Source organism: Pseudomonas sp. KB_15 (assembly GCF_052114525.1).
In the GTDB taxonomy this organism is placed as follows: Bacteria; Pseudomonadota; Gammaproteobacteria; order Pseudomonadales; family Pseudomonadaceae; genus Aquipseudomonas.
The window spans coordinates 1-20,559 of record NZ_JBFREX010000025.1 but is presented as its reverse complement, the minus strand read 5'-3'; the positions used below and the strand labels follow the sequence as shown (position 1 = coordinate 20,559).

General features: G+C 60.3%; 16 protein-coding genes and 1 pseudogene. 9 read left to right on the top strand and 8 right to left on the bottom strand.

The window, feature by feature from the left end; translation table 11 throughout:
* Positions 1 to 4 precede the first annotated feature (4 nt).
* A complete protein-coding gene (ppsR, locus tag AB4Z35_RS19370) occupies positions 5 to 823 on the top strand; it encodes a posphoenolpyruvate synthetase regulatory kinase/phosphorylase PpsR (RefSeq protein ID WP_007996714.1) in 819 nt (272 codons plus the stop codon).
* A gap of 118 nt (positions 824 to 941) precedes the next feature.
* Here ppsR and prpD read toward each other — a convergent pair whose 3' ends face one another.
* The 6 genes from prpD to AB4Z35_RS19340 all read right to left on the bottom strand — a co-directional run bounded on the left by prpD (position 942) and on the right by AB4Z35_RS19340 (position 9,535).
* Positions 942 to 2,426, bottom strand: a complete 1,485-nt coding sequence (gene prpD / locus AB4Z35_RS19365) for a 2-methylcitrate dehydratase (protein WP_442098712.1) — start codon at positions 2,424 to 2,426, stop codon at positions 942 to 944.
* Between the two features lie 126 nt (positions 2,427 to 2,552).
* On the bottom strand, positions 2,553 to 3,743 hold the full coding sequence (gene prpF, locus AB4Z35_RS19360; RefSeq protein ID WP_442098710.1) for a 2-methylaconitate cis-trans isomerase PrpF: 1,191 nt from the start codon (positions 3,741 to 3,743) through the stop codon (positions 2,553 to 2,555).
* A 66-nt stretch (positions 3,744 to 3,809) separates the two neighbouring features.
* Positions 3,810 to 6,404, bottom strand: a complete 2,595-nt coding sequence (acnD, locus tag AB4Z35_RS19355) for a Fe/S-dependent 2-methylisocitrate dehydratase AcnD (protein WP_442098709.1) — start codon at positions 6,402 to 6,404, stop codon at positions 3,810 to 3,812.
* Between the two features lie 203 nt (positions 6,405 to 6,607).
* The gene (prpC, locus tag AB4Z35_RS19350; RefSeq protein WP_442098708.1) at positions 6,608 to 7,735 is read right to left on the bottom strand and encodes a bifunctional 2-methylcitrate synthase/citrate synthase; all 1,128 of its coding nucleotides are present in this window, start codon (positions 7,733 to 7,735) and stop codon (positions 6,608 to 6,610) included.
* A gap of 193 nt (positions 7,736 to 7,928) precedes the next feature.
* The gene (gene prpB / locus AB4Z35_RS19345) at positions 7,929 to 8,819 is read right to left on the bottom strand and encodes a methylisocitrate lyase (RefSeq protein ID WP_007988902.1); all 891 of its coding nucleotides are present in this window, start codon (positions 8,817 to 8,819) and stop codon (positions 7,929 to 7,931) included.
* On the bottom strand, positions 8,816 to 9,535 hold the full coding sequence (locus AB4Z35_RS19340) for a GntR family transcriptional regulator (RefSeq protein ID WP_008017617.1): 720 nt from the start codon (positions 9,533 to 9,535) through the stop codon (positions 8,816 to 8,818). Before AB4Z35_RS19340 ends, prpB begins: the two co-directional genes overlap by 4 nt.
* Positions 9,536 to 9,832: 297 nt before the next feature.
* Here AB4Z35_RS19340 and rloA point away from each other — a divergent pair, with 297 nt between their 5' ends.
* The 4 genes from rloA to pabB all read left to right on the top strand — a co-directional run bounded on the left by rloA (position 9,833) and on the right by pabB (position 14,453).
* Positions 9,833 to 10,369, top strand: coding sequence for a retropepsin-like aspartic peptidase RloA (gene rloA, locus AB4Z35_RS19335; protein ID WP_033051843.1), 537 nt, complete (start codon positions 9,833 to 9,835; stop codon positions 10,367 to 10,369).
* Positions 10,370 to 10,374: 5 nt separating this feature from the next.
* Positions 10,375 to 11,910: an osmotic stress tolerance membrane protein RloB gene (gene rloB / locus AB4Z35_RS19330; protein ID WP_442098706.1), complete on the top strand. Its 1,536-nt coding sequence runs from the start codon at positions 10,375 to 10,377 to the stop codon at positions 11,908 to 11,910.
* On the top strand, positions 11,910 to 12,896 hold the full coding sequence (locus AB4Z35_RS19325; RefSeq protein ID WP_007993023.1) for an alpha-L-glutamate ligase-like protein: 987 nt from the start codon (positions 11,910 to 11,912) through the stop codon (positions 12,894 to 12,896). Before rloB ends, AB4Z35_RS19325 begins: the two co-directional genes overlap by 1 nt.
* Before the next feature lie 213 nt (positions 12,897 to 13,109).
* Positions 13,110 to 14,453, top strand: a complete 1,344-nt coding sequence (gene pabB / locus AB4Z35_RS19320) for an aminodeoxychorismate synthase component I (RefSeq protein ID WP_442098705.1) — start codon at positions 13,110 to 13,112, stop codon at positions 14,451 to 14,453.
* 99 nt (positions 14,454 to 14,552) lie between these two features.
* On the opposite strand, the gene thrH is transcribed toward pabB, so the two are convergent.
* Positions 14,553 to 15,170, bottom strand: coding sequence for a bifunctional phosphoserine phosphatase/homoserine phosphotransferase ThrH (gene thrH / locus AB4Z35_RS19315; protein ID WP_253561814.1), 618 nt, complete (start codon positions 15,168 to 15,170; stop codon positions 14,553 to 14,555).
* A gap of 172 nt (positions 15,171 to 15,342) precedes the next feature.
* On the opposite strand from thrH, the gene AB4Z35_RS19310 reads away from it, so the two are divergent.
* From AB4Z35_RS19310 to AB4Z35_RS19300, 3 genes and pseudogenes are all read left to right on the top strand, one after another.
* Positions 15,343 to 16,083 carry a phosphoadenylyl-sulfate reductase gene (locus AB4Z35_RS19310; RefSeq protein ID WP_007971943.1) on the top strand — a complete coding sequence of 247 codons (741 nt, stop codon included), beginning with the start codon at positions 15,343 to 15,345 and terminating at the stop codon, positions 16,081 to 16,083.
* A 566-nt stretch (positions 16,084 to 16,649) separates the two neighbouring features.
* Positions 16,650 to 17,754 (top strand): annotated as a pseudogene (locus AB4Z35_RS19305) (cytosine permease).
* Positions 17,755 to 17,810: 56 nt separating this feature from the next.
* Positions 17,811 to 18,539, top strand: a complete 729-nt coding sequence (locus tag AB4Z35_RS19300) for an aspartate/glutamate racemase family protein (protein ID WP_442098704.1) — start codon at positions 17,811 to 17,813, stop codon at positions 18,537 to 18,539.
* Positions 18,540 to 18,685: 146 nt separating this feature from the next.
* Here the strand turns inward: AB4Z35_RS19300 and AB4Z35_RS19295 are convergent, their stop codons facing one another.
* Positions 18,686 to 19,609, bottom strand: a complete 924-nt coding sequence (locus tag AB4Z35_RS19295) for a LysR substrate-binding domain-containing protein (RefSeq protein WP_442098703.1) — start codon at positions 19,607 to 19,609, stop codon at positions 18,686 to 18,688.
* Positions 19,610 to 19,733: 124 nt separating this feature from the next.
* Between AB4Z35_RS19295 and AB4Z35_RS19290 the strand changes: the two genes are divergently transcribed.
* Positions 19,734 to 20,480, top strand: coding sequence for a 3-oxoacyl-ACP reductase family protein (locus tag AB4Z35_RS19290; protein WP_033051845.1), 747 nt, complete (start codon positions 19,734 to 19,736; stop codon positions 20,478 to 20,480).
* The last annotated feature ends 79 nt before the right edge of the window (positions 20,481 to 20,559 follow it).

Sequence of the window (20,559 nt, the reverse complement as noted above, 5' to 3'; positions counted from 1 at the left end):
GCAAATGAAACGATCTGCTTTCTTTATCTCCGATGGTACCGGCATTACCGCCGAAACCCTGGGTCAAAGCCTTCTGGCGCAGTTCGAAAACATTACCTTCAGCAAGGTCACGCGGCCGTACATCGACAACGTGGACAAAGCGCGGGCCATGGTACAACAAATCAACAAAGCCGCCGAAACCGACGGCTTCCGTCCGATTATCTTCGACACCATCGTCAATCAGGACATTCGTGAGATTCTCGCAACCTCGAATGGTTTCATGATCGACATTTTCTCGACGTTCCTGGCACCGCTTGAACAGGAACTGACCGAGCATTCTTCCTACACCGTGGGCAAGTCCCACTCCATCGGTGCCAACACCAATTACATGGAGCGTATCGAGGCCGTTAACTTCGCCCTCGACAACGACGACGGTGCCCGCACGCACTATTACGACAAGGCCGACCTGATACTAGTGGGCGTGTCGCGATGTGGTAAGACGCCGACGTGCCTGTACATGGCGATGCAATTCGGTATCCGCGCAGCCAACTACCCGTTGACCGAAGACGACATGGAACGCCTGCAACTGCCAAACGCCCTGCGCGCCCACCAGCACAAGCTGTTCGGCCTGACCATCGACCCCGACCGCCTCACCGCGATCCGCAACGAGCGCAAACCCAACAGCCGCTATTCGAGCTACGCCCAGTGCGAGTTCGAAGTGCGCGAGGTCGAGAACCTGTTCCGCCGCGAAAACATCCCGAACATCAACTCCACGCATTTTTCCGTGGAAGAGATCTCCGCGAAGATTCTGGTGGAAAAGGGCGTCGAGCGGCGATTCAAATAGTTTTTCGGTGCCTGTTCCGGCCTCATCGCGAGCAGGCTCGCTCCCACAGAGGAATTGCGGTGCACACAAATCAACTGTGGGAGCGAGCTTGCTCGCGATTGAACGATAACGCGGTCTCCTAAATAACAAACAAATCCACAAACCGGTTCACCGCTGTCGCCTCAAGTTTCTGCTGATCCTTGCACAGCGCGAAAATCTCCTCGCTACGCTGCCCCGCGAATCGTGTCAGCAAGTTCGCCCTGAATTTCTCCTCCAGCAATGGAATTCCTTCAGCCCGCCGCCGCCGATGCCCGATCGGGTACTCCACCACCACATTCTCAGTGCTGGACCCATCCTTGAAAAACACCTGCAGCGCATTGGCAATCGAGCGTTTATCCGCCTCCAGGTATTCACGGGTGTAACGCGGCTCTTCGACGATAACCATCTTGTCGCGCAGCACATCGATGAGCGGATGCGCCCTGTGGAAATCGTCTTCGTAGTGCTCGGCCACCAGGTTGCCGAAGGCCAGCGGCACGGCAGTCATGTACTGGATGCAATGATCGCGGTCGGCGGCATTGGCCAACGGCCCGACCTTGGAAATGATGCGGATCGCCGATTCATGGGTGGTGATGACGATTTTGTCGATTTCATGCAGACGATTACGCACTTGCGGATGTAGCGTCACTGCCGCCTCGCAGGCCGTTTGCGCGTGGAACTCAGCGGGAAAACTGATCTTGAACAGGACGTTTTCCATCACATAGCTGCCGTACGGCCGTGAAAAACTGAATGCCCGCTTATCTTCAGGCTTGAGCGCCAGATCATTATTGGTGTGACTGAACAGTACGTCGTAAAAGCCCCACTGCCTGGCACTCAACACACCAGGAATACCCATCTCGCCACGCATCGCAATATCCGCCAGGCGCACGCCACGACTGGACGCATCGCCCGCCGCCCAGGACTTGCGCGAGCCGGCATTCGGCGCATGCCGGTACGTGCGCAAGGCCTGACCGTCAGCAAAGGCGTGGGACAACGCCGACAACAACTGCTCGCGATTGGCACCCATCAGCCTGGCCGTGACCGCGGTCGAGGCGACTTTCACCAGAATCACGTGATCGAGGCCGACACGGTTGAACGAGTTTTCCAGGGCGATCACGCCTTGGATCTCGTGGGCCATGATCATCGCCTCAAGTACCGTGCGCACGGTCAGCGGCGCCTCGCCATTGGCCAGGCGCTTTTGCGACAGGTGATCGGCCACCGCAAGAATGCCGCCGAGGTTATCCGACGGATGTCCCCACTCGGCCGCAAGCCAGGTGTCGTTGTAGTCGAGCCAGCGCACGATGCAGCCGATGTCCCAAGCCGCCTTGACTGGATCGAGCCGATAAGAAGTGCCGGGAACCCGGGCGCCGAACGGCACGACGGTGCCTTCGACCACAGGTCCCAGATGCTTGGTGCATTCGGGAAAGCGCAGGGCCAGCAGGCCGCAACCCAAGGTATCGATCAGGCAGTTGCGGGCGGTGTCCAGAGCTTCTTTGGACTCGACCTTGTAGTTCAACACGTAATCGGCAATGTCCTGCAGGACCTTGTCGTAGTCGGGGCGGTTGTTCAGGTCGACGTTGGCACTCATGTTCGATTCACTCTTGTAGGAGCGAGCCTTGCTCGCGATGGTCGTCAACGATAACGCTGGGTGCCTGACACCCCGTGGTGCTCTCAGGTCCATCGCGAGCAGGCTCGCTCCTACAGAGGGTATGGATCAGAACGAATCCCCCGGCACACGCACATAACCTTCCATCAACACCCGCGCACTGCGGCTCATGATGGCTTTGTTCACCGTCCACTCGCCGTTCACCAGGCTGGCCTCGGCGCCGACACGCAAGGTGCCGGACGGGTGGCCGAAGCGCACCGCATTGCGTTCGATACCACCCGCCGCGAGGTTCACCAGAGTGCCGGAAATCGCCGCCGCCGTGCCGATCGCCACCGCCGCCGTACCCATCATCGCGTGGTGCAATTTGCCCATGGACAGTGCACGTACCAGCAGGTCGACGTCACCTGCGGCAATCGCCTTGCCGCTGGACGCCACGTAGTCCGCCGGTTTGGCAACGAACGCCACTTTCGGTGTGTGTTGGCGTTTGGCCGCTTCGTCGATGTTGGAAATCAGGCCCATGCGCAATGCGCCGTAAGCGCGGATGGTCTCGAACATCAGCAAGGCTTTCGGGTCGCCGTTGATCGCGCCCTGCAACTCGGTGCCCTTGTAGCCGATGTCTTCGGCATTGACGAAAATCGTCGGGATGCCGGCATTGATCATGGTGACCTTGAAGGTGCCGACGCCTGGCACTTCCAGCTCATCGATCAGGTTGCCGGTGGGGAACATCGAACCACCCGCGCCCTCTTCTTCTGCCGCCGGGTCGAGGAATTCGAGTTGTACTTCAGCCGCCGGAAAGGTCACGCCGTCGAGTTCGAAATCACCGGTTTCCTGCACTTCACCATTGGTGATCGGCACGTGGGCGATGATGGTCTTGCCGATGTTGGCCTGCCACACGCGAACCACCGCCACGCCGTTGTGCGGGATGCGGCTGGCGTCCACCAGACCGTTGCTGACGGCGAACGAGCCAACCGCCGCCGACAGGTTGCCGCAGTTGCCGCTCCAGTCCACGAAGGGCTTGTCGATGGACACCTGACCGAACAGGTAATCGACATCGTGATCGGCCTTGGTGCTTTTCGACAGAATCACGGTTTTGCTGGTGCTGGAGGTCGCGCCGCCCATGCCGTCGATTTGTTTGTCGTACGGGTCGGGGCTGCCGATCACGCGTAGCAGCAAAGCGTCGCGAGCCGGGCCTGGGACCTGTGCCGCTTCGGGCAGGTCCTTGAGACTGAAGAACACGCCTTTGCTGGTGCCGCCGCGCATATAGGTAGCTGGAATCTTGATTTGAGCTGCGTGAGCCATGGTGCTCGTTACTCCTGATCTGAAAGCAGACACGGGACTTGAAGTCCCGTGTCTGTATTGCGTGCGTTAAACGGCAACCGCCGACTCTTCGAGGAAGTCCTGGGCGAAGCGTTGCAGCACGCCGCCGGCCTCGTAGATCGACACTTCTTCGGCGGTGTCGAGGCGGCAGGTCACCGGCACTTCGACGCGTTCGCCGTTCTTGCGATGGATCACCAGCGTCAGCTCGGCGCGCGGAGTGCGATCACCGATCACGTCGTAGGTTTCGCTGCCGTCGATGGCCAGGGTGTGGCGGTTGGTGCCCGGTTTGAACTCCAGCGGCAACACGCCCATGCCCACCAGGTTAGTGCGGTGAATGCGCTCGAAGCCTTCGGCGGCAATCGCCTCCACACCCGCCAGACGCACGCCCTTGGCCGCCCAGTCGCGGGACGAACCCTGACCGTAGTCGGCGCCGGCGATGATGATCAGCGGCTGCTTGCGATCCATGTAGGTTTCGATGGCTTCCCACATGCGCATCACTTTGCCTTCCGGCTCGACACGGGCCAGCGAACCTTGCTTGACCTTGCCGTTTTCCTGAACCATTTCGTTGAACAGTTTCGGGTTGGCGAAGGTCGCGCGCTGCGCCGTCAGGTGGTCACCGCGGTGCGTCGCGTAAGAGTTGAAGTCCTCTTCCGGCAGGCCCATTTTCGCCAGGTATTCGCCGGCGGCGCTGTCCAACATGATCGCGTTGGACGGCGACAGGTGATCGGTGGTGATGTTGTCCGGCAGTACCGCCAGCGGGCGCATGCCCTTGAGCGGACGAGCACCGGCCAGCGCGCCTTCCCAGTACGGCGGACGGCGGATGTAGGTGCTCATCTCGCGCCACTCGTACAGCGGCGCGACTTTCGGGCCGGTGTCTTCGTGGATGGCGAACATCGGAATGTAGACCTGACGGAACTGCTCCGGCTTCACCGACGCCTTGACCACTGCGTCGATCTCTTCGTCGCTTGGCCAGATGTCTTTCAGGCGGATTTCCTTGCCGTCGACCACGCCCAGCACATCCTTCTCGATATCGAAACGGATGGTGCCGGCGATGGCGTAAGCAACCACCAATGGCGGCGATGCGAGGAACGCYTGCTTGGCGTACGGGTGAATCCGCCCGTCGAAGTTACGGTTGCCGGACARCACCGCGGTGGCGTACAGGTCGCGGTCGATGATCTCTTGCTGGATYACCGGRTCCAGYGCGCCGGACATGCCATTGCASGTGGTGCAGGCGAAAGCCACGACGCCGAAGCCGAGCTTGTCCAGCTCTTCGGTCAGGCCGGCTTCATCGAGGTACAGCGCCACGGTTTTGGAGCCCGGTGCCAGGGACGACTTGACCCACGGCTTGCGGGTCAGGCCGAGCTTGTTGGCGTTGCGCGCCAGCAGGCCGGCGGCGATCACGTTGCGCGGGTTGCTGGTGTTGGTGCAGCTGGTGATGGCGGCGATGATCACCGCGCCGTCCGGCATCTGGCCAGGCACGTCTTCCCATTGACCGGAGATGCCTTTGGCCGCCAAATCGGAAACCGCTACACGAGCGTGCGGGTTGCTCGGGCCGGCCATGTTGCGCACCACCGAGGACAGGTCGAACGTCAGGCCGCGCTCGTATTGCGCGCCTTTCAGGCTGTCAGCCCACAGGCCGACCTGCCTGGCGTAGTTCTCGACCAACTGCACCTGCTCGTCTTCACGGCCGGTGAGTTTGAGGTAGTCGATGGTCTGCTGGTCGATGTAGAACATTGCTGCGGTGGCGCCGTATTCCGGGGCCATGTTGGAAATGGTCGCGCGGTCGCCGAGGGTCAGCGCGGAGGCGCCTTCGCCGAAGAACTCCAGCCATGCGCCAACCACTTTTTGCTTGCGCAGGAACTCGGTCAGCGCCAGCACCATGTCGGTGGCGGTGATGCCCGGTTGCAGCTTGCCGGTCAGTTCGACGCCAACGCTTTCCGGCAGACGCATCCAGGAGGCGCGGCCGAGCATCACGCTTTCGGCTTCGAGGCCACCGACACCGATGGCGATCACGCCCAGCGCATCGACGTGCGGGGTATGGCTGTCGGTGCCTACGCAAGTGTCGGGGAAAGCCACGCCATCGCGCACCTGAATCACCGGAGACATTTTCTCCAGGTTGATCTGGTGCATGATGCCGTTGCCCGGCGGGATCACGTCGACGTTCTTGAACGCCTTCTTGGTCCAGTTGATGAAGTGGAAGCGGTCTTCGTTGCGACGGTCTTCGATGGCACGGTTCTTTTCGAACGCCTCCGGATCGAAACCACCGCGCTCGACGGCCAGGGAGTGGTCGACGATCAACTGCGTCGGCACCACAGGATTGACTTGCGCCGGATCACCACCTTGCAGGGCGATGGCGTCACGCAGGCCGGCGAGGTCGACCAGCGCGGTCTGGCCGAGAATGTCGTGGCACACCACGCGGGCCGGGAACCACGGGAAGTCGAGGTCGCGCTTGCGCTCGATGAATTGCTTCAGGGATTCGGTGAGCGTGGCCGGGTCGCAGCGACGCACAAGGTTTTCCGCCAGCACACGGGAGGTGTACGGCAGGGTGTCATAAGCGCCAGGCTGGATGGCCTCGACCGCTGCGCGGACATCGAAGTAATCCAGGTGGCTGCCCGGCAGCGGTTTACGGAATTGTGTGTTCATCGTCAGGACTCGGTCACGGTAGTTACAAAGGGCGGGGCCTGGCACCAGACTTGAAGTTCACACCATCCACTGTGGGAGCGAGCTTGCTCGCGATGACTGAGTCACATCCAACATACATGTCGACTGACCCACCGCTATCGCGGGCAAGCCCGCTCCCACAGGGATTTCGGTGAACTTCAATATCAGTGCTTAGCCTCCACCATTCAGCGTTGTTCGATTGGTACGAACTTGCGCTGTTCAACGCCGGTGTACTCGGCGCTTGGACGGATGATGCGGTTGTTGGCGCGTTGTTCGTACACGTGGGCGGCCCAGCCGGTCAGGCGCGAGCAGACGAAGATCGGTGTGAACAACTTGGTCGGGATGCCCATGAAGTGGTACGCCGAGGCATGGTAGAAGTCGGCGTTCGGGAACAGTTTCTTCTGCTCCCACATGGTCTTGTCGATGGCTTCGGACACCGGGAACAACACCTTGTCGCCCACTTCGTCAGCGAGTTTTTTCGACCAGCCCTTGATCACCTCGTTGCGCGGATCGTTGTCCTTGTAGATCGCGTGGCCGAAGCCCATGATCTTGTCCTTGCGCTCAAGCATGCCGAGGGTGCCTTTGATCGCCTCTTCCGGCGACGAGAAACGCTCGATCATTTCCATCGCCGCTTCGTTGGCGCCGCCGTGCAGCGGGCCGCGCAGCGAGCCGATGGCCGCGGTGATGCACGAATACAGGTCGGACAGGGTCGACGCGCAAACACGCGCAGTGAAGGTCGACGCGTTGAACTCGTGCTCCGCGTAGAGGATCAGCGAAACGTTCATCACCTTGACGTGCAGCTCGCTCGGTTTCTTGCCGTGCAGCAGGTGCAGGAAGTGGCCGCCGATGGACTGTTCGTCGCTCACGCAGTCGATGCGCTTGCCTTCATGGCTGAAGCGATACCAGTAAGTCATGATCGCCGGGAACGCGGCCAGCAGGCGGTCGGTCTTGTCATGCTGCTCGGAGAAGTTGTTCTCCGGCTCGAGGTTACCCAGGAACGAGCAGCCAGTGCGCATCACGTCCATCGGGTGGGCGTCGGYGGGGATACGTTCCAGCACTTCTTTGAGCGCTTGCGGCAGGTCACGCAGCTTGCTCAGCTTGCTGATGTAGGCGTTCAGTTGCGCTTTGTTCGGCAGCTCGCCGTACAACAGCAGGTAAGCGACTTCTTCAAACTGTGCGTCAGCCGCCAGTTCACGAACGTCGTAACCACGATAGGTCAGACCGGCACCCGACTGGCCCACGGTGGACAGTGCGGTTTGCCCGGCAACCTGGCCACGGAGCCCGGCGCCACTGAGTACTTTTGCTTCGGCCATTGCTGTCTCCAATCTTGAATTTGTTAGGGAATCGGCAAATTTATTAAATTTACACCGCTCTCTGTAGCAGCTGGCGAAGCCTGCGTCCGGCTGCGCAGCAGTCGTAAAACCTGCCTGCACGGATATCCGGTTTTGCGAGTCCTTCGGCCTCGAACGCAGCCTCGCAGGCTCGGCAGCTGCTACAGGGCTTTCATTATTTCTTTGACGCAAACAACGCATCGAGCTTCTGCTCGAAGGTGTGGTAGTCGATGCGATCGTAAAGTTCCATGCGCGTCTGCATGGTGTCGATGACGTTCTGTTGCGTGCCATCGCGACGGATCGCGGTGTAGACGTTTTCTGCAGCCTTGTTCATGGCGCGGAACGCCGACAGCGGGTACAGCACCAGCGATACATCGGCAGCGGCCAGTTGTTCGGTGGTGTACAGCGGTGTTGCGCCGAATTCGGTGATGTTGGCCAGGATCGGCGCTTTCACACGGCTGGCGAACAGCTTGTACATTTCCAGTTCAGTGATGGCTTCCGGGAACACCATGTCGGCGCCGGCTTCGATGCACGCCGCGGCGCGATCCAGGGCTGACTCCAGACCTTCCACCGCCAGGGCGTCGGTACGGGCCATGATCACAAAGCTGTCATCGGTACGCGCATCGACGGCCGCCTTGATGCGGTCGACCATTTCCTGCTGGGTCACGATTTCTTTATTAGGACGGTGGCCGCAACGCTTGGCGCCGACCTGGTCTTCGATGTGAATCGCCGCCGCGCCGAACTTGATCATCGACTTGACGGTGCGAGCGACGTTGAACGCCGAGGAACCGAAACCGGTGTCCACGTCCACCAGCAGCGGCAGGTCGCAAACATCGGTGATACGGCGCACGTCGGTCAGCACGTCATCCAGGCCGGTGATGCCCAGGTCAGGCACGCCAAGGGAGCCGGCAGCCACCCCGCCACCCGACAGGTAGATCGCCTTGAAACCGGCGCGCTTGGCCAGCAGCGCGTGGTTGGCGTTGATCGCGCCGACCACTTGCAGTGGATGTTCGCTGGCGACCGCATCGCGGAAACGCTGACCTGGTGTGCTCTTGTTCAAACTCATGACTCACCTCGTTTGGCTGTCGGGTTGACGCCGTCCTGGTAGTGACGGGCGATATTGCGTTTGGAGGCGCCGATGTGACGGCGCATCAACAACTCGGCCAGTTCACCGTCACGGTCGGCGATGGCATCGAGAATGCGGTGGTGCTCGGCGAAAGCCTGATGTGGGCGATTGGGCGTGGTGGAAAACTGGATGCGGTACATGCGCACCAGTTGATAAAGCTCGCCGCAGAGCATTTGGGTCAGCGTGCGGTTGCCGCTGCCCTGGATGATTCGATAGTGGAAGTCAAAATCGCCTTCCTGCTGGTAGTAGCCTCTCCCTGCCTGAAACGCCTCATCGCGCTCGTGGGTTTCCAGCACCCGACGCAGCTCGTCGATTTCTTCGACGCTCATGCGCTCGGCGGCCAGGCGACAGGCCATGCCTTCCAGGGATTCGCGAATTTCGTATAGCTCCAGCAGCTCGGCGTGATTGAGCGACACCACCCGCGCGCCGACATGCGGTACGCGAACCAGCAGGCGCTGGCCCTCCAGACGGTGGATGGCCTCACGCAACGGACCACGGCTGATGCCGTAGGTGCGCGCCAGTTCCGGCTCGGAGATTTTGCTGCCCGGCGCGATCTCGCCTTTGACGATAGCCGCCTGAATGCGTCGGAAGACGTTCTCGGACAGGGTCTCCGTATCGTCTTGCGCTAAAACCGGGGGATCGAGTTGATCCAGCATATTGTCGACACCTTGTGAGCCAATGCCGCAAAAACTAACGAATACAGGCGACACAGTCAAAGGTTAAATCGATATTGTCGACAATCTTCTGATAACCGGCTGCACCATAACGAAGCAACCCATCTATTTATAGCCACCGGCCAGCGCTGGCGCCAACAAACCACCGTGCTAGAATGCCGCCCGCATTTGTTTGTCACATCTGCACTGTCTGTCATAAAACCCTGATAGGCATACGAGGGAGCTTGCGCAGCGATGCCAGGGCCTTGAATCAAGTCGTACCGCTGCGCATCAGGATTTATGAGACTCAAGCCCTTCCCTGCCTTCCTTTGTTTCCTTTGTCTGCCTGGTTTCGCAATGGCCGGGGAAAAGACTGTGTATGGCCTTAATGAGTACGCATCGCTCAATGGCATCGATCTGGAAGTGGCGGCCAAACTCGACACCGGGGCGAAAACCGCTTCCCTGAGTGCACGGGATATCAAACGCTTCAAGCGCAACGGCGAGTCGTGGGTGCGTTTTTATCTGGCCATCGACGCCGCCCATTCGCACCCGATCGAACGCCCGCTGGCCCGTGTCAGCAAGATCAAGCGCCGGGCCGGCGACTACGACCCGGAGGAAGGCAAGAAGTACACCGCCCGCCCGGTGATCGAACTGGACATCTGCATGGGCTCGGCCCTGCGCAGCATCGAAGTGAACCTGACCGACCGCAGCGCTTTCCAATACCCGCTACTGATTGGCTCCGAAGCGCTCAAGCGTTTCGATGCACTGGTCGACCCCAGCCTTAAATATGCTGCCGGCAAACCCGCCTGCACCACCGACGCTCATACCGCCGAGTAATTTCAATGCGCTCTCTTACCCTTCATCTGAAACTGCTGATCGCCATCCTGGTGGTGCTGGGCATTTCAGTTACGGCCTATCAGATCTTCGTCCTGGGCATCCCGGTGACCGAAGACGCCACTGACGACCTGTGGAACATCGACGCCAAGGTCGAGTTCGTCGCCAGTGCCAAGGACCCGGTCAAGATCCAGATGTTCGTGCCACCGCTGAGCCGCGACTTCGTCAGTCTCAACGAGAGCTTCATTTCCAATAACTACGGCGTGGCCGTGAACCGGGTCGACGGCAACCGCAAGGTCACCTGGTCGGCACGCCGGGCCAAAGGCAATCAGACGCTGTATTACCGCCTGGTGCTGACCAAGCGTTATTCCGGTGAGAAAGCCAAGATCAAAGGCCCGACCTTTCGCGACAGCATGACCATCGAAGGCCCGGAAAAAATCGCCGCCGAAGCCCTGCTCGCACCGATCCGCCAGCACTCGGCCGACGTCGAAACCTTCGTCGGCGAAGCCATCAAGCGGGTCAACAACCTCAACGACGACAACGTGAAACTGCTGCTGGCCGGTGATCCGTCCACGGCGCACAAGGCGAAAATCGTCGAGTTGTTGCTGTCCATCGCCCACGTCCCGATCGAAAAAGTCCACACCATCCGCCTGGTGGCGGACCAACCGCAAATGCCGGAACTGTGGCTGCGCAGCTTCAACGGCACCGACTGGCTGTACTTCAACCCGGAAACCGGTGAACAGGGCCTGCCGACCGACCGCCTGCTGTGGTGGACCGGCGACGAAAACCTGATCACCGTCGATGGCGGCAAGAAAGCCAACGTGACCTTCAGCCTGAACAACAGCGAAATGAACGCCATTCGCCTGGCCAAGCTGACCGACGAAAACACCGACGCCAACTTCCTCGAGTACTCGCTGTACGGCCTGCCGCTGGAAACCCAGCAGACCTTCATGATCATGGTGATGATCCCGATCGGCGTACTGGTGATCCTGATCCTGCGCAACCTGATCGGCATCCAGACACTGGGCACCTTCACCCCGGTGCTGATCGCCCTGGCCTTCCGCGAAACCCAGCTCGGCTTCGGTATCGCGCTGTTTACCATCATCACGGCGCTGGGCCTGTCGCTGCGCTCCTACCTCGAACACCTGAAACTGCAAATGCTGCCGAGATTGTCGGTGGTGCTGACGTTCGTGGTGGTGTTGATTGCGGCGATCAGCCTGTTCAGCCATAAACTCGGCCTTGAGCGCGGCTTGTCGGTGGCGCTGTTCCCGATGGTGATCCTGACCATGACCATCGAACGCCTGTCGATCACCTGGGAAGAGCGCGGCGGCGGCCATGCCATGAAAGTGGCCATCGGCACGCTGTTCGCCGCGTCCCTGGCGCACCTGATCATGACCGTGCCGGAACTGGTGTACTTCGTGTTCACCTTCCCGGCGATCCTGCTGATCCTGGTGGCCTTCATGCTGGCCATGGGTCGTTATCGCGGTTATCGCCTGACCGAACTGGTGCGTTTCAAGGCCTTCCTGAAAAAGGCTGACGCCTGATGTTCGGCTTCTGGAAGACCTGGAAGGCCCTGGAAGCCCGGGGCATCATGGGGATCAATCGGCGCAACGCAGACTACGTGCTCAAGTACAACAAGCGCAGCCTGTACCCGATCGTCGATGACAAGATCATCACCAAGGAGCGCGCCATCGCCGCCGGCATCCATGTGCCCGAGCTGTATGGCGTGATCTCCACCGAAAAGGAAATCGATAATCTCGAGGAGATCATCGGCGGACGTAGTGACTTCGTGATCAAACCGGCCCAGGGCGCGGGTGGAGATGGCATCCTGGTGATCGCCGACCGCTTTGAAGGCCGATATCGCTCGGTGTCCGGCCGGATCATCAGCCATGAAGAAATCGAGCATCAGATTTCCAGCATCCTGACCGGCCTGTACTCCCTGGGAGGTCACCGCGACCGGGCGCTGATCGAATACCGCGTGATTCCTGACCAGATTTTCAAAAGCATCAGTTATGAAGGCGTGCCGGATATTCGCATCATTGTCTTGATGGGTTACCCGGTGATGGCGATGTTGCGTCTGCCGACGCGTCAGTCCAATGGCAAGGCCAACCTGCACCAGGGCGCCATTGGCGTCGGTGTGGACCTGGCCACCGGCCTGACCCTGCGCGGCACCTGGCTGAACAACATCATCAACAAACACCCGGACACCACCAATGCTGTGGATGGCGTGCAACTGCCCTACTGGGACGGTTTCATGAAACTCGCCGCTGGCTGTCATGAGTTGTGCGGGCTGGGCTATATCGGTGTCGACATGGTCCTGGACCAGGAAAAAGGCCCGCTGATTCTTGAGCTCAACGCCCGGCCGGGGCTGAACATCCAGATTGCCAATGACTGCGGGCTGACGTTGCGTACTCATGCGGTGGAAGCACGACTGGCAGACCTGAAGGCCCGTGGCGTGACCGAAACGGTCAAAGAACGCGTGGCGTTTGTGCAGGAGATGTTTGGGCATATTCCCGCGGTCGAGGGTTGATCCGAAACCGAGTTGCGCCTATCGCAAGAAAGCTCGCTCCCACAAGGACGGCGCCATCCCTGTGGGAGCGAGCTTGCTCGCGATAGCGGTTTCACAGTCACCGCAACCCTCAATCCCACCCCCAATCTGCCAATCCCCGACATCCCCTCTAGGAGCAATTCTCCGAGGGGACTACAATCGCCACCCCGCCTCGATGGCTGACTTCCCCCGCCCATGTTGACCTGCTCCGTACACCCGCTGCCCTATCGCGCCAACCCCGCCGAGTACTTCGCGGCGATTCGCCATGCCCCCGGTGCCGTACTGCTCGACAGTGGCCGCCCCAGCGCCGACCGCGGTCGCTATGACCTGCTCAGCGCCTGGCCATTGGAGCAACTGACGGTATCGCCCGACGAAAGTGGCGACGCTTTCCTGCAACGCCTGCGCGATAACCTGACATGCCTGGGCGAAGCCACTCTGCCGGCACCTTATGAGTTGCCGTTTGCCGGCGGATTGATCGGCTACCTGAGTTACGATTTCGGCCGACATCTGGAGCGCCTGCCGAGCCAGGCTCGGGACGACCTGCAACTGCCTGACGCGCGTTTCGGTTTGTACGGCTGGGCATTGATCAGCGATCACCATTCGCTGACCAGTCAATTGGTGTTCCACCCGACTTTGCCGGACAGCGAGCGTCAGCGCCTGACCGAGCTGTTCAGCCAGCCTGCAGCGGAAGTGGGCGCGCCTTTCAAACTGCTCACACCGATGACTGCCGACTTGAGCGCTGACCAGTATCAACAGGCAATCGAGCGCATCCAGCAATACATACAGGCCGGTGACTGTTATCAGGTCAACTTCGCCCAGCGTTTTCGTGCGCCCTGCCAGGGTGATCCGTGGACCGCTTATTGCGCGCTGCGCGCTGCATGCCCGACGCCTTTTTCCGGTTTCCAGAGCTTGCCTGACGGCGATGCCGTACTCAGCCTGTCGCCGGAACGCTTTGTCAAAGTCAGCCAGCGCCATGTGGAAACCCGCCCGATCAAGGGCACTCGACCTCGGGGCCTGTCGCCTGAGCAAGACGCCGCGAACGCCGCCGAACTGCTGGCCAGCCCCAAGGACCGCGCAGAAAACCTGATGATCGTCGATCTGCTGCGCAATGACCTCGGTCGCACCTGCCGCACCGGCTCGGTACGGGTGCCGGAACTGTTCAGCCTGGAAAGCTATCCGAACGTGCATCACCTGGTGAGCAGCGTCACCGGTGAACTGGCGGATGAGCGCGATGCCCTGGACCTGATCGCCGGCAGCTTTCCCGGCGGCTCGATTACCGGTGCGCCAAAGATTCGCGCCATGCAGATCATCGATGAGCTGGAACCGACCCGACGCGGACTGTATTGCGGTTCATTGGTCTACCTGGACGTGCGCGGCGAGATGGACAGCTCCATTGCCATCCGTAGTTTGCTGGTCAAGGACGGGCAGGTGTGTTGCTGGGGCGGTGGCGGGATTGTCGCGGACTCGGAGTGGCAGGCCGAATATCAGGAATCGATCACCAAGGTGAAGGTGCTGCTCGATACTTTGCAGAGTCTTTAAAAGCATCGTCGGATCGCCGCCCGGAGCAAGCCCGCTCCCACAGGGTTCGGTAATCACCTGTGGGAGCGGGCTTACCCGCGAAGGCGTCAGACCAGGCGACTACAGACTCAACGTCCGGTTCGAAGCCTTGATGAACTCCTGCTTCAACGCTTCAAACGTGTGCACCGCCGGGAACTGTGGGAACTCGGCGATCACGTTATCCGGCGCATGGAACAGAATCCCGGCATCGGCCTCGCCCAGCATCGTGGTGTCGTTGTAGGAATCCCCCGCCGCGATCACCCGGTAGTAGAGGCTCTTGAAGGCCAGGACTGACTGACGCTTGGGATCTTTCTGACGCAACTGGTAGCCAGTGACTCGCCCGCTGTCGTCAGTAATCAGACGATGGCAGAGCAAGGTCGGGAAGCCCAGCTGACGCATCAGCGGCTGGGAGAACTCATAGAAAGTGTCCGACAGGATCACCACCTGGAAGCGCTCACGCAGCCAGTCGACGAATTCGATGGCGCCGTCCAGCGGCTTGAGCGTGGCGATCACTTCCTGAATGTCGGAGAGCTTCAGGCCGTGCTCGTCGAGAATCCGCAGGCGCTGCTTCATCAGCACGTCATAGTCGGGAATGTCCCGGGTGGTGGCCCTGAGGGATTCGATCCCGGTTTTTTCGGCGAAGGCGATCCAGATTTCCGGGACCAGCACACCTTCAAGATCCAGACAGGCAATTTCCACAAGACACTCCCATTTGTATTGATTATTGAGTCGAGCGAGCAAAAAGACTGCCGAACTCTAGCGACTCGGGCCTGCCTGCGCAACGCAGAGGATGCCCCGGCCCGTGCAGCTTTTTGTTACCATCGACCCATATAGAGCGCCCAGCGCCACCGACCTGTAGGAAGCCGCCCTGATGAGCCCAACGTTCGACGTCGTGGAACTCGCCACGACCTATGCCAACAAATCCGCCCAGGACATCCTGAAACTCGCGTTTGCCGAGTTCGGCGATGACCTGTGGATATCTTTCAGCGGTGCCGAGGACGTGGTGCTGGTGGACATGGCCTGGAAGCTGAACAAAAACGTCAAGGTATTCAGCCTCGACACCGGTCGCCTGCACCCCGAGACGTATCGCTTCATCGATCAGGTGCGCGAGCACTACAAGATCGACATCGAACTGGTATCGCCGGACTACACGAAGCTCGAACCGTTCGTGAAGGAAAAAGGCCTGTTCAGCTTCTACAAGGACGGCCATGGCGAATGCTGCGGCATCCGCAAGATCGAACCACTGCGCCGCAAGCTGTCCGGCGTGAAAGCCTGGGCCACCGGCCAGCGTCGGGACCAGAGCCCCGGCACCCGCAGCGCCGTCGCGGTGATGGAAATCGACACCGCGTTCTCCACCCCGGAACGCACCCTGTACAAATTCAACCCGCTGGCGCAAATGACCAGCGAAGAGATCTGGGGCTACATCCGCATGCTGGAACTGCCTTACAACAGCCTGCATGAACGCGGTTTCATCAGCATCGGCTGCGAACCCTGCACCCGCCCGGTGCTGCCGAACCAGCATGAGCGCGAAGGCCGCTGGTGGTGGGAAGAAGCGACGCAGAAGGAATGCGGGTTGCATGCCGGGAATATCATCAGCAAATCCAAAGCGTAAACCCACTGTAGGAGCGAGCCTGCTCGCGATGAACCCGAGAACGCAGCCGGGTATCAGGCACCCCGCGTTATCGTTGACGACCATCGCGAGCAGGCTCGCTCCTACAGTGTTATCTGCCGCTTCAAATAATGTGTACACACGWATGTCACCATCAGTGCCATTTATGTGTGCACTTTTTGTTTCTGCGCCCCCAAAAGTTACATTCCTCCGCCTGCCTGGCGCCGCCACTCCCTCCTGAATCCTCTCCTGAAAATAAATACCTGATCAAACAGTCAATTTATATTGATTATTTTTCAGTAACTTGGCGAAAAGCCATAACAAAACGAAATGAGCAGTGCCTTTCATAGAACTTCCGCCTGGCACGGATATGGCTTAAGTGCATACATGTTTTGTATACAATAAATTCAAAACATACACACACTTTAGATCCGCAAGCCTGAAGCGCCCTATCCCGTACAGGCTGCAGATGCCCCGTAACCAATGATATTCGCCACCCGCGACGAAGATTTGTCGAGCCAACGCTCATGCACAGTCATCGCGGCGTCGAGCATCAGGAGCCTGCCGGAATGCGTACTAGTCTCTCCAATAACAATATCGCGCTGGATCTACCCTCCTCCCATTCCACTCACTCGATCGACAATCAGGCGCATCACGCCCCCGTGGTGCTCAGCCCCCGACTGCACAACAAGGACCTGGCGCCGACCAAGGCCGAAGGCCGGCGCTGGGGCCGCTACAGCATCTTTGCCCTGTGGACCAACGACGTTCACAACATTGCCAACTACTCGTTTGCCATCGGCCTGTATGCCCTGGGCCTGGGCGGCTGGCAGATCCTGTTGTCCCTGGGGATCGGTGCGGCGTTGGTGTATTGCTTCATGAACTTGTCCGGCTATATGGGCCAGAAAACCGGGGTTCCATTTCCGGTCATCAGCCGGATCAGTTTCGGCATCCACGGTGCGCAGATCCCTGCGTTGATCCGCGCCGTTATCGCCATCGCCTGGTTCGGTATTCAGACGTACCTGGCCTCGGTGGTGTTTCGCGTGTTGTTGACGGCGGTCCATCCCGGGTTCGCCGACTACGACCACAACTCGATCCTCGGCCTGTCGACCCTGGGCTGGGTGTGTTTCGTGGCGATCTGGTTCGTGCAACTGGCGATCCTTGCCTATGGCATGGAGATGGTGCGGCGCTACGAGGCATTTGCCGGCCCGGTGATTCTGCTGACCGTCGCCGCCCTCGCCGCGTGGATGTACACCCAGGCCGATGCGACCATCGCCTGGTCGATCCGTGAGCCGCTGACTGGCGGTGAGATGTGGCGCAACATTTTTGCCGGTGGCGCACTGTGGCTGGCGATTTACGGTACCTTGATTCTCAACTTCTGCGACTTCGCCCGCTCTTCGCCGTGCCGTAAAACCATCAAGGTCGGAAATTTCTGGGGCTTGCCGGTGAATATTCTGGTGTTCGCCAGCATCACCGTCCTGCTGTGCGGCGTTCATTCCCGCCGCCCTGATCGCCATCGTCCTGGCCCTGGTACCGGGGTTCCACAGCGTGTCGCCGTTCTCCTGGCTGATTGGTGCCGGCATCGCCGGGATGCTCTACCTGATCATCGCCAAGCGCCAGCCGCACTACGCCGACGTCAGCGGTGAAGCCATCGCGGTCGAAAACGTCAGCCATTAACTCCATGGCGGCCCGGCAATGTCGGGCCGCAGAACCATCCGCAATAAGGACTCCCCATGCGTATTCTCGTGGTCAACGTCAACACCACCGAATCCATCACCCAGGCCATCGCCCGCTCGGCGCAGGCCGTGGCCTCACCCGGCACGGAAATCGTCGGCCTCACCCCGTATTTCGGCGCCGACTCCATCGAAGGCAATTTCGAAAGTTACCTGGCGGCCATCGCGGTCATGGACCGGGTGATGTCCTACGACCAGCCATTCGACGCAGTGATCCAGGCCGGCTACGGCGAGCACGGCCGTGAAGGCTTGCAGGAACTGCTCAACGTACCGGTGGTGGACATCACCGATGCCGCCGCCAGCACGGCGATGTTTCTCGGTCACGCCTATTCCGTGGTCACCACCCTCGACCGCACCGTGCCGCTGATCGAAGATCGCCTCAAGCTCTCTGGCCTGTGGGACCGTTGCGCCTCGGTACGGGCCAGTGGTTTGGCAGTGCTGGAACTGGAGCACGAACCGCAGCGCGCACTGGAGGCCATCGTGCATCAGGCCGAACTGGCAGTGACCCAGGACAAGGCCGAAGTGATTTGCCTGGGCTGCGGCGGCATGGCCGGGCTGGACGAGCAGATTCGCCGACGTACCGGGGTACCGGTGGTGGACGGCGTGACGGCGGCGGTGACCATTGCCGAGTCATTGGTGCGACTGGGGTTGTCGACGTCGAAAGTGCGGACCTATGCGACGCCGCGGCCGAAAAACATCATTGGCTGGCCGGGGCGGTTTGCCCGTTAAGTTCGCAACTGTTGACCGAGTTGCCCCCTTCGCGAGCAAGCCCGCTCCCACATTTGATCTGTTGTGAACACAACATCTGTATTCAACGCAGATCCAGTGTGGGAGCGGGCTTGCTCGCGAAGGGGCAACTCGGTTCTGAGCCTGACTCAAAGAGCACTAAACCTCTGCCCCAACCCCCGCTCGGCAAACTGTTCAATGATGAAATCGACAAACGCCCGGGTCTTGCCGGGCAAAAGCTTGTGTTCGGCGTAATAGATGGAGGTGTAGCCGTCGTCGATGTACCAGTCCGGCAACACTCGCTGCAACCGGCCCGTTTCCAGATAGCCCACCGCAAACGGCATGCTCACCAGCGCAATGCCCAAGCCCTGCACTGCCGTGGCGCAGGCTGCCTCGGAGTCGCTCATGGTCATCCGGGACTTGAGCGTCAACGGGCTATGGTGCTGATGGCGATGGGTCAACTGCCAGGAGCGCACACGTCCGGTTTGCGGCGAGCGGATCAGAATCCCGTCATGGTGCTTGAGGTCATCTGGCTCGCTGATCGCAGTATGTGTCTCCAGGTAGTCCTTCGCAGCCACCAACACCCGATGCGCCGGGCTCAACCTGCGTGCAACCACGCCCTGGGGCAGTTCGAAGCCGCCACCGATTGCCGCGTCGAACCCCTGCCCGATCAGATCGACCTGACGGTTATCGAAGTGCCAGTCCGGGTTGATCGCCGGGAATCGCCGCAGAAACTCGCCGAGCATCGGCACAATGTACAGGCAGCCGAATACCGTCCCCATGCTGACTTTCAGGGTGCCCGCCGGCTGCCCTCCGGCGCTGGCGAGATTGGCCACGGCATTCTGGATGGTGTGAAGGCTGCTGCTGACTTCGCCGAGAAACAACTGACCGGCTTCCGTCAGCGTCAGGCTGCGAGTGCTGCGCTGGAACAATCTGACACCCAGGCGCGCCTCGAGCTTGGCAACGCTCTTGCCCACCGCCGCCGGCGTCAGGCTCAAGCGCCGCGCCGCTTCAGCAAAGCTGCCGACCTCGGCACTGCGCACAAAGCATTCGATACTGCTGAAGGTTTCCATAGGAACCACTATAAACTTTTGGTTTACACAGACTATCGCAACCATGGTCTACACGGCAGGTAATCCAGAACTGATACTAGGCTCCATCAACCGGGACATCTCGCCTCGGGACTTGGAGATCGACATGACTACTCAGAACCTCAGCGGCAAAGTGGCATTGATTCAAGGTGGTTCCCGCGGCATCGGCGCAGCCATCGTCAAGCGCCTGGCTGCTGAAGGCGCAACCGTTGCCTTCACTTATGTCAGCTCGGCGGCCAAAGCTGAAGAACTGCAAGACAGCATCACCGCCAAGGGCGGCAAGGCCCTGGCCATCAAGGCCGACAGCGCCGACGCCGACGCGATTCGCGGTGCCGTGTCCGCCACGGTAGAGACCTTCGGTCGACTGGATATCCTGGTCAACAATGCTGGCGTACTGGCTGTCGCACCGCTGGCCGAGTTCAAACTCGAAGACTTCGACCAGACCCTGGCCATCAACGTGCGCAGCGTGTTCATCGCCACCCAGGCCGCCGCCAAACACATGACCGAAGGCGGTCGCATCATCAACATCGGCAGCACCAACGCCGATCGCATGCCCTTCGCCGGTGGCGGCCCGTACGCCATGAGCAAGTCGGCGCTGGTCGGCCTGACCAAGGGCCTGGCCCGTGATCTCGGCCCGCAAGGCATCACCATCAACAACGTGCAACCGGGTCCGGTCGACACCGACATGAACCCGGCCCACGGTGACTTTGCGGAAAGCCTGATTCCGTTGATGGCCGTGGGCCGTTACGGCAAGGCCGAAGAAATTGCCAGCTTCGTCGCCTACCTCGTCAGCCCTGAAGCGGGCTATATCACAGGGGCCAGCCTGACCATCGACGGTGGTTTCGGCGCCTGATGCTTGTCAGCCAACTGCAATAACTGTGGGAGCGGGCTTGCTCCGGGCGGCGTTCCGACGAAGAGGCCAGCACTGACAA

Coding starts and splice junctions, on each gene's coding strand:
- prpB (WP_007988902.1), bottom strand. CDS start 8,819: ATGAGTTTGAACAAGAGCACACCAGGTCAGCGTTTCCGCGATGCGGTC.
- ppsR (WP_007996714.1), top strand. CDS start 5: ATGAAACGATCTGCTTTCTTTATCTCCGATGGTACCGGCATTACCGCC.
- AB4Z35_RS19300 (WP_442098704.1), top strand. CDS start 17,811: ATGCGTATTCTCGTGGTCAACGTCAACACCACCGAATCCATCACCCAG.
- AB4Z35_RS19310 (WP_007971943.1), top strand. CDS start 15,343: ATGAGCCCAACGTTCGACGTCGTGGAACTCGCCACGACCTATGCCAAC.
- rloA (WP_033051843.1), top strand. CDS start 9,833: ATGAGACTCAAGCCCTTCCCTGCCTTCCTTTGTTTCCTTTGTCTGCCT.
- AB4Z35_RS19325 (WP_007993023.1), top strand. CDS start 11,910: ATGTTCGGCTTCTGGAAGACCTGGAAGGCCCTGGAAGCCCGGGGCATC.
- prpF (WP_442098710.1), bottom strand. CDS start 3,743: ATGGCTCACGCAGCTCAAATCAAGATTCCAGCTACCTATATGCGCGGC.
- rloB (WP_442098706.1), top strand. CDS start 10,375: ATGCGCTCTCTTACCCTTCATCTGAAACTGCTGATCGCCATCCTGGTG.
- pabB (WP_442098705.1), top strand. CDS start 13,110: ATGTTGACCTGCTCCGTACACCCGCTGCCCTATCGCGCCAACCCCGCC.
- AB4Z35_RS19340 (WP_008017617.1), bottom strand. CDS start 9,535: ATGCTGGATCAACTCGATCCCCCGGTTTTAGCGCAAGACGATACGGAG.
- AB4Z35_RS19295 (WP_442098703.1), bottom strand. CDS start 19,609: ATGGAAACCTTCAGCAGTATCGAATGCTTTGTGCGCAGTGCCGAGGTC.
- prpD (WP_442098712.1), bottom strand. CDS start 2,426: ATGAGTGCCAACGTCGACCTGAACAACCGCCCCGACTACGACAAGGTC.
- AB4Z35_RS19290 (WP_033051845.1), top strand. CDS start 19,734: ATGACTACTCAGAACCTCAGCGGCAAAGTGGCATTGATTCAAGGTGGT.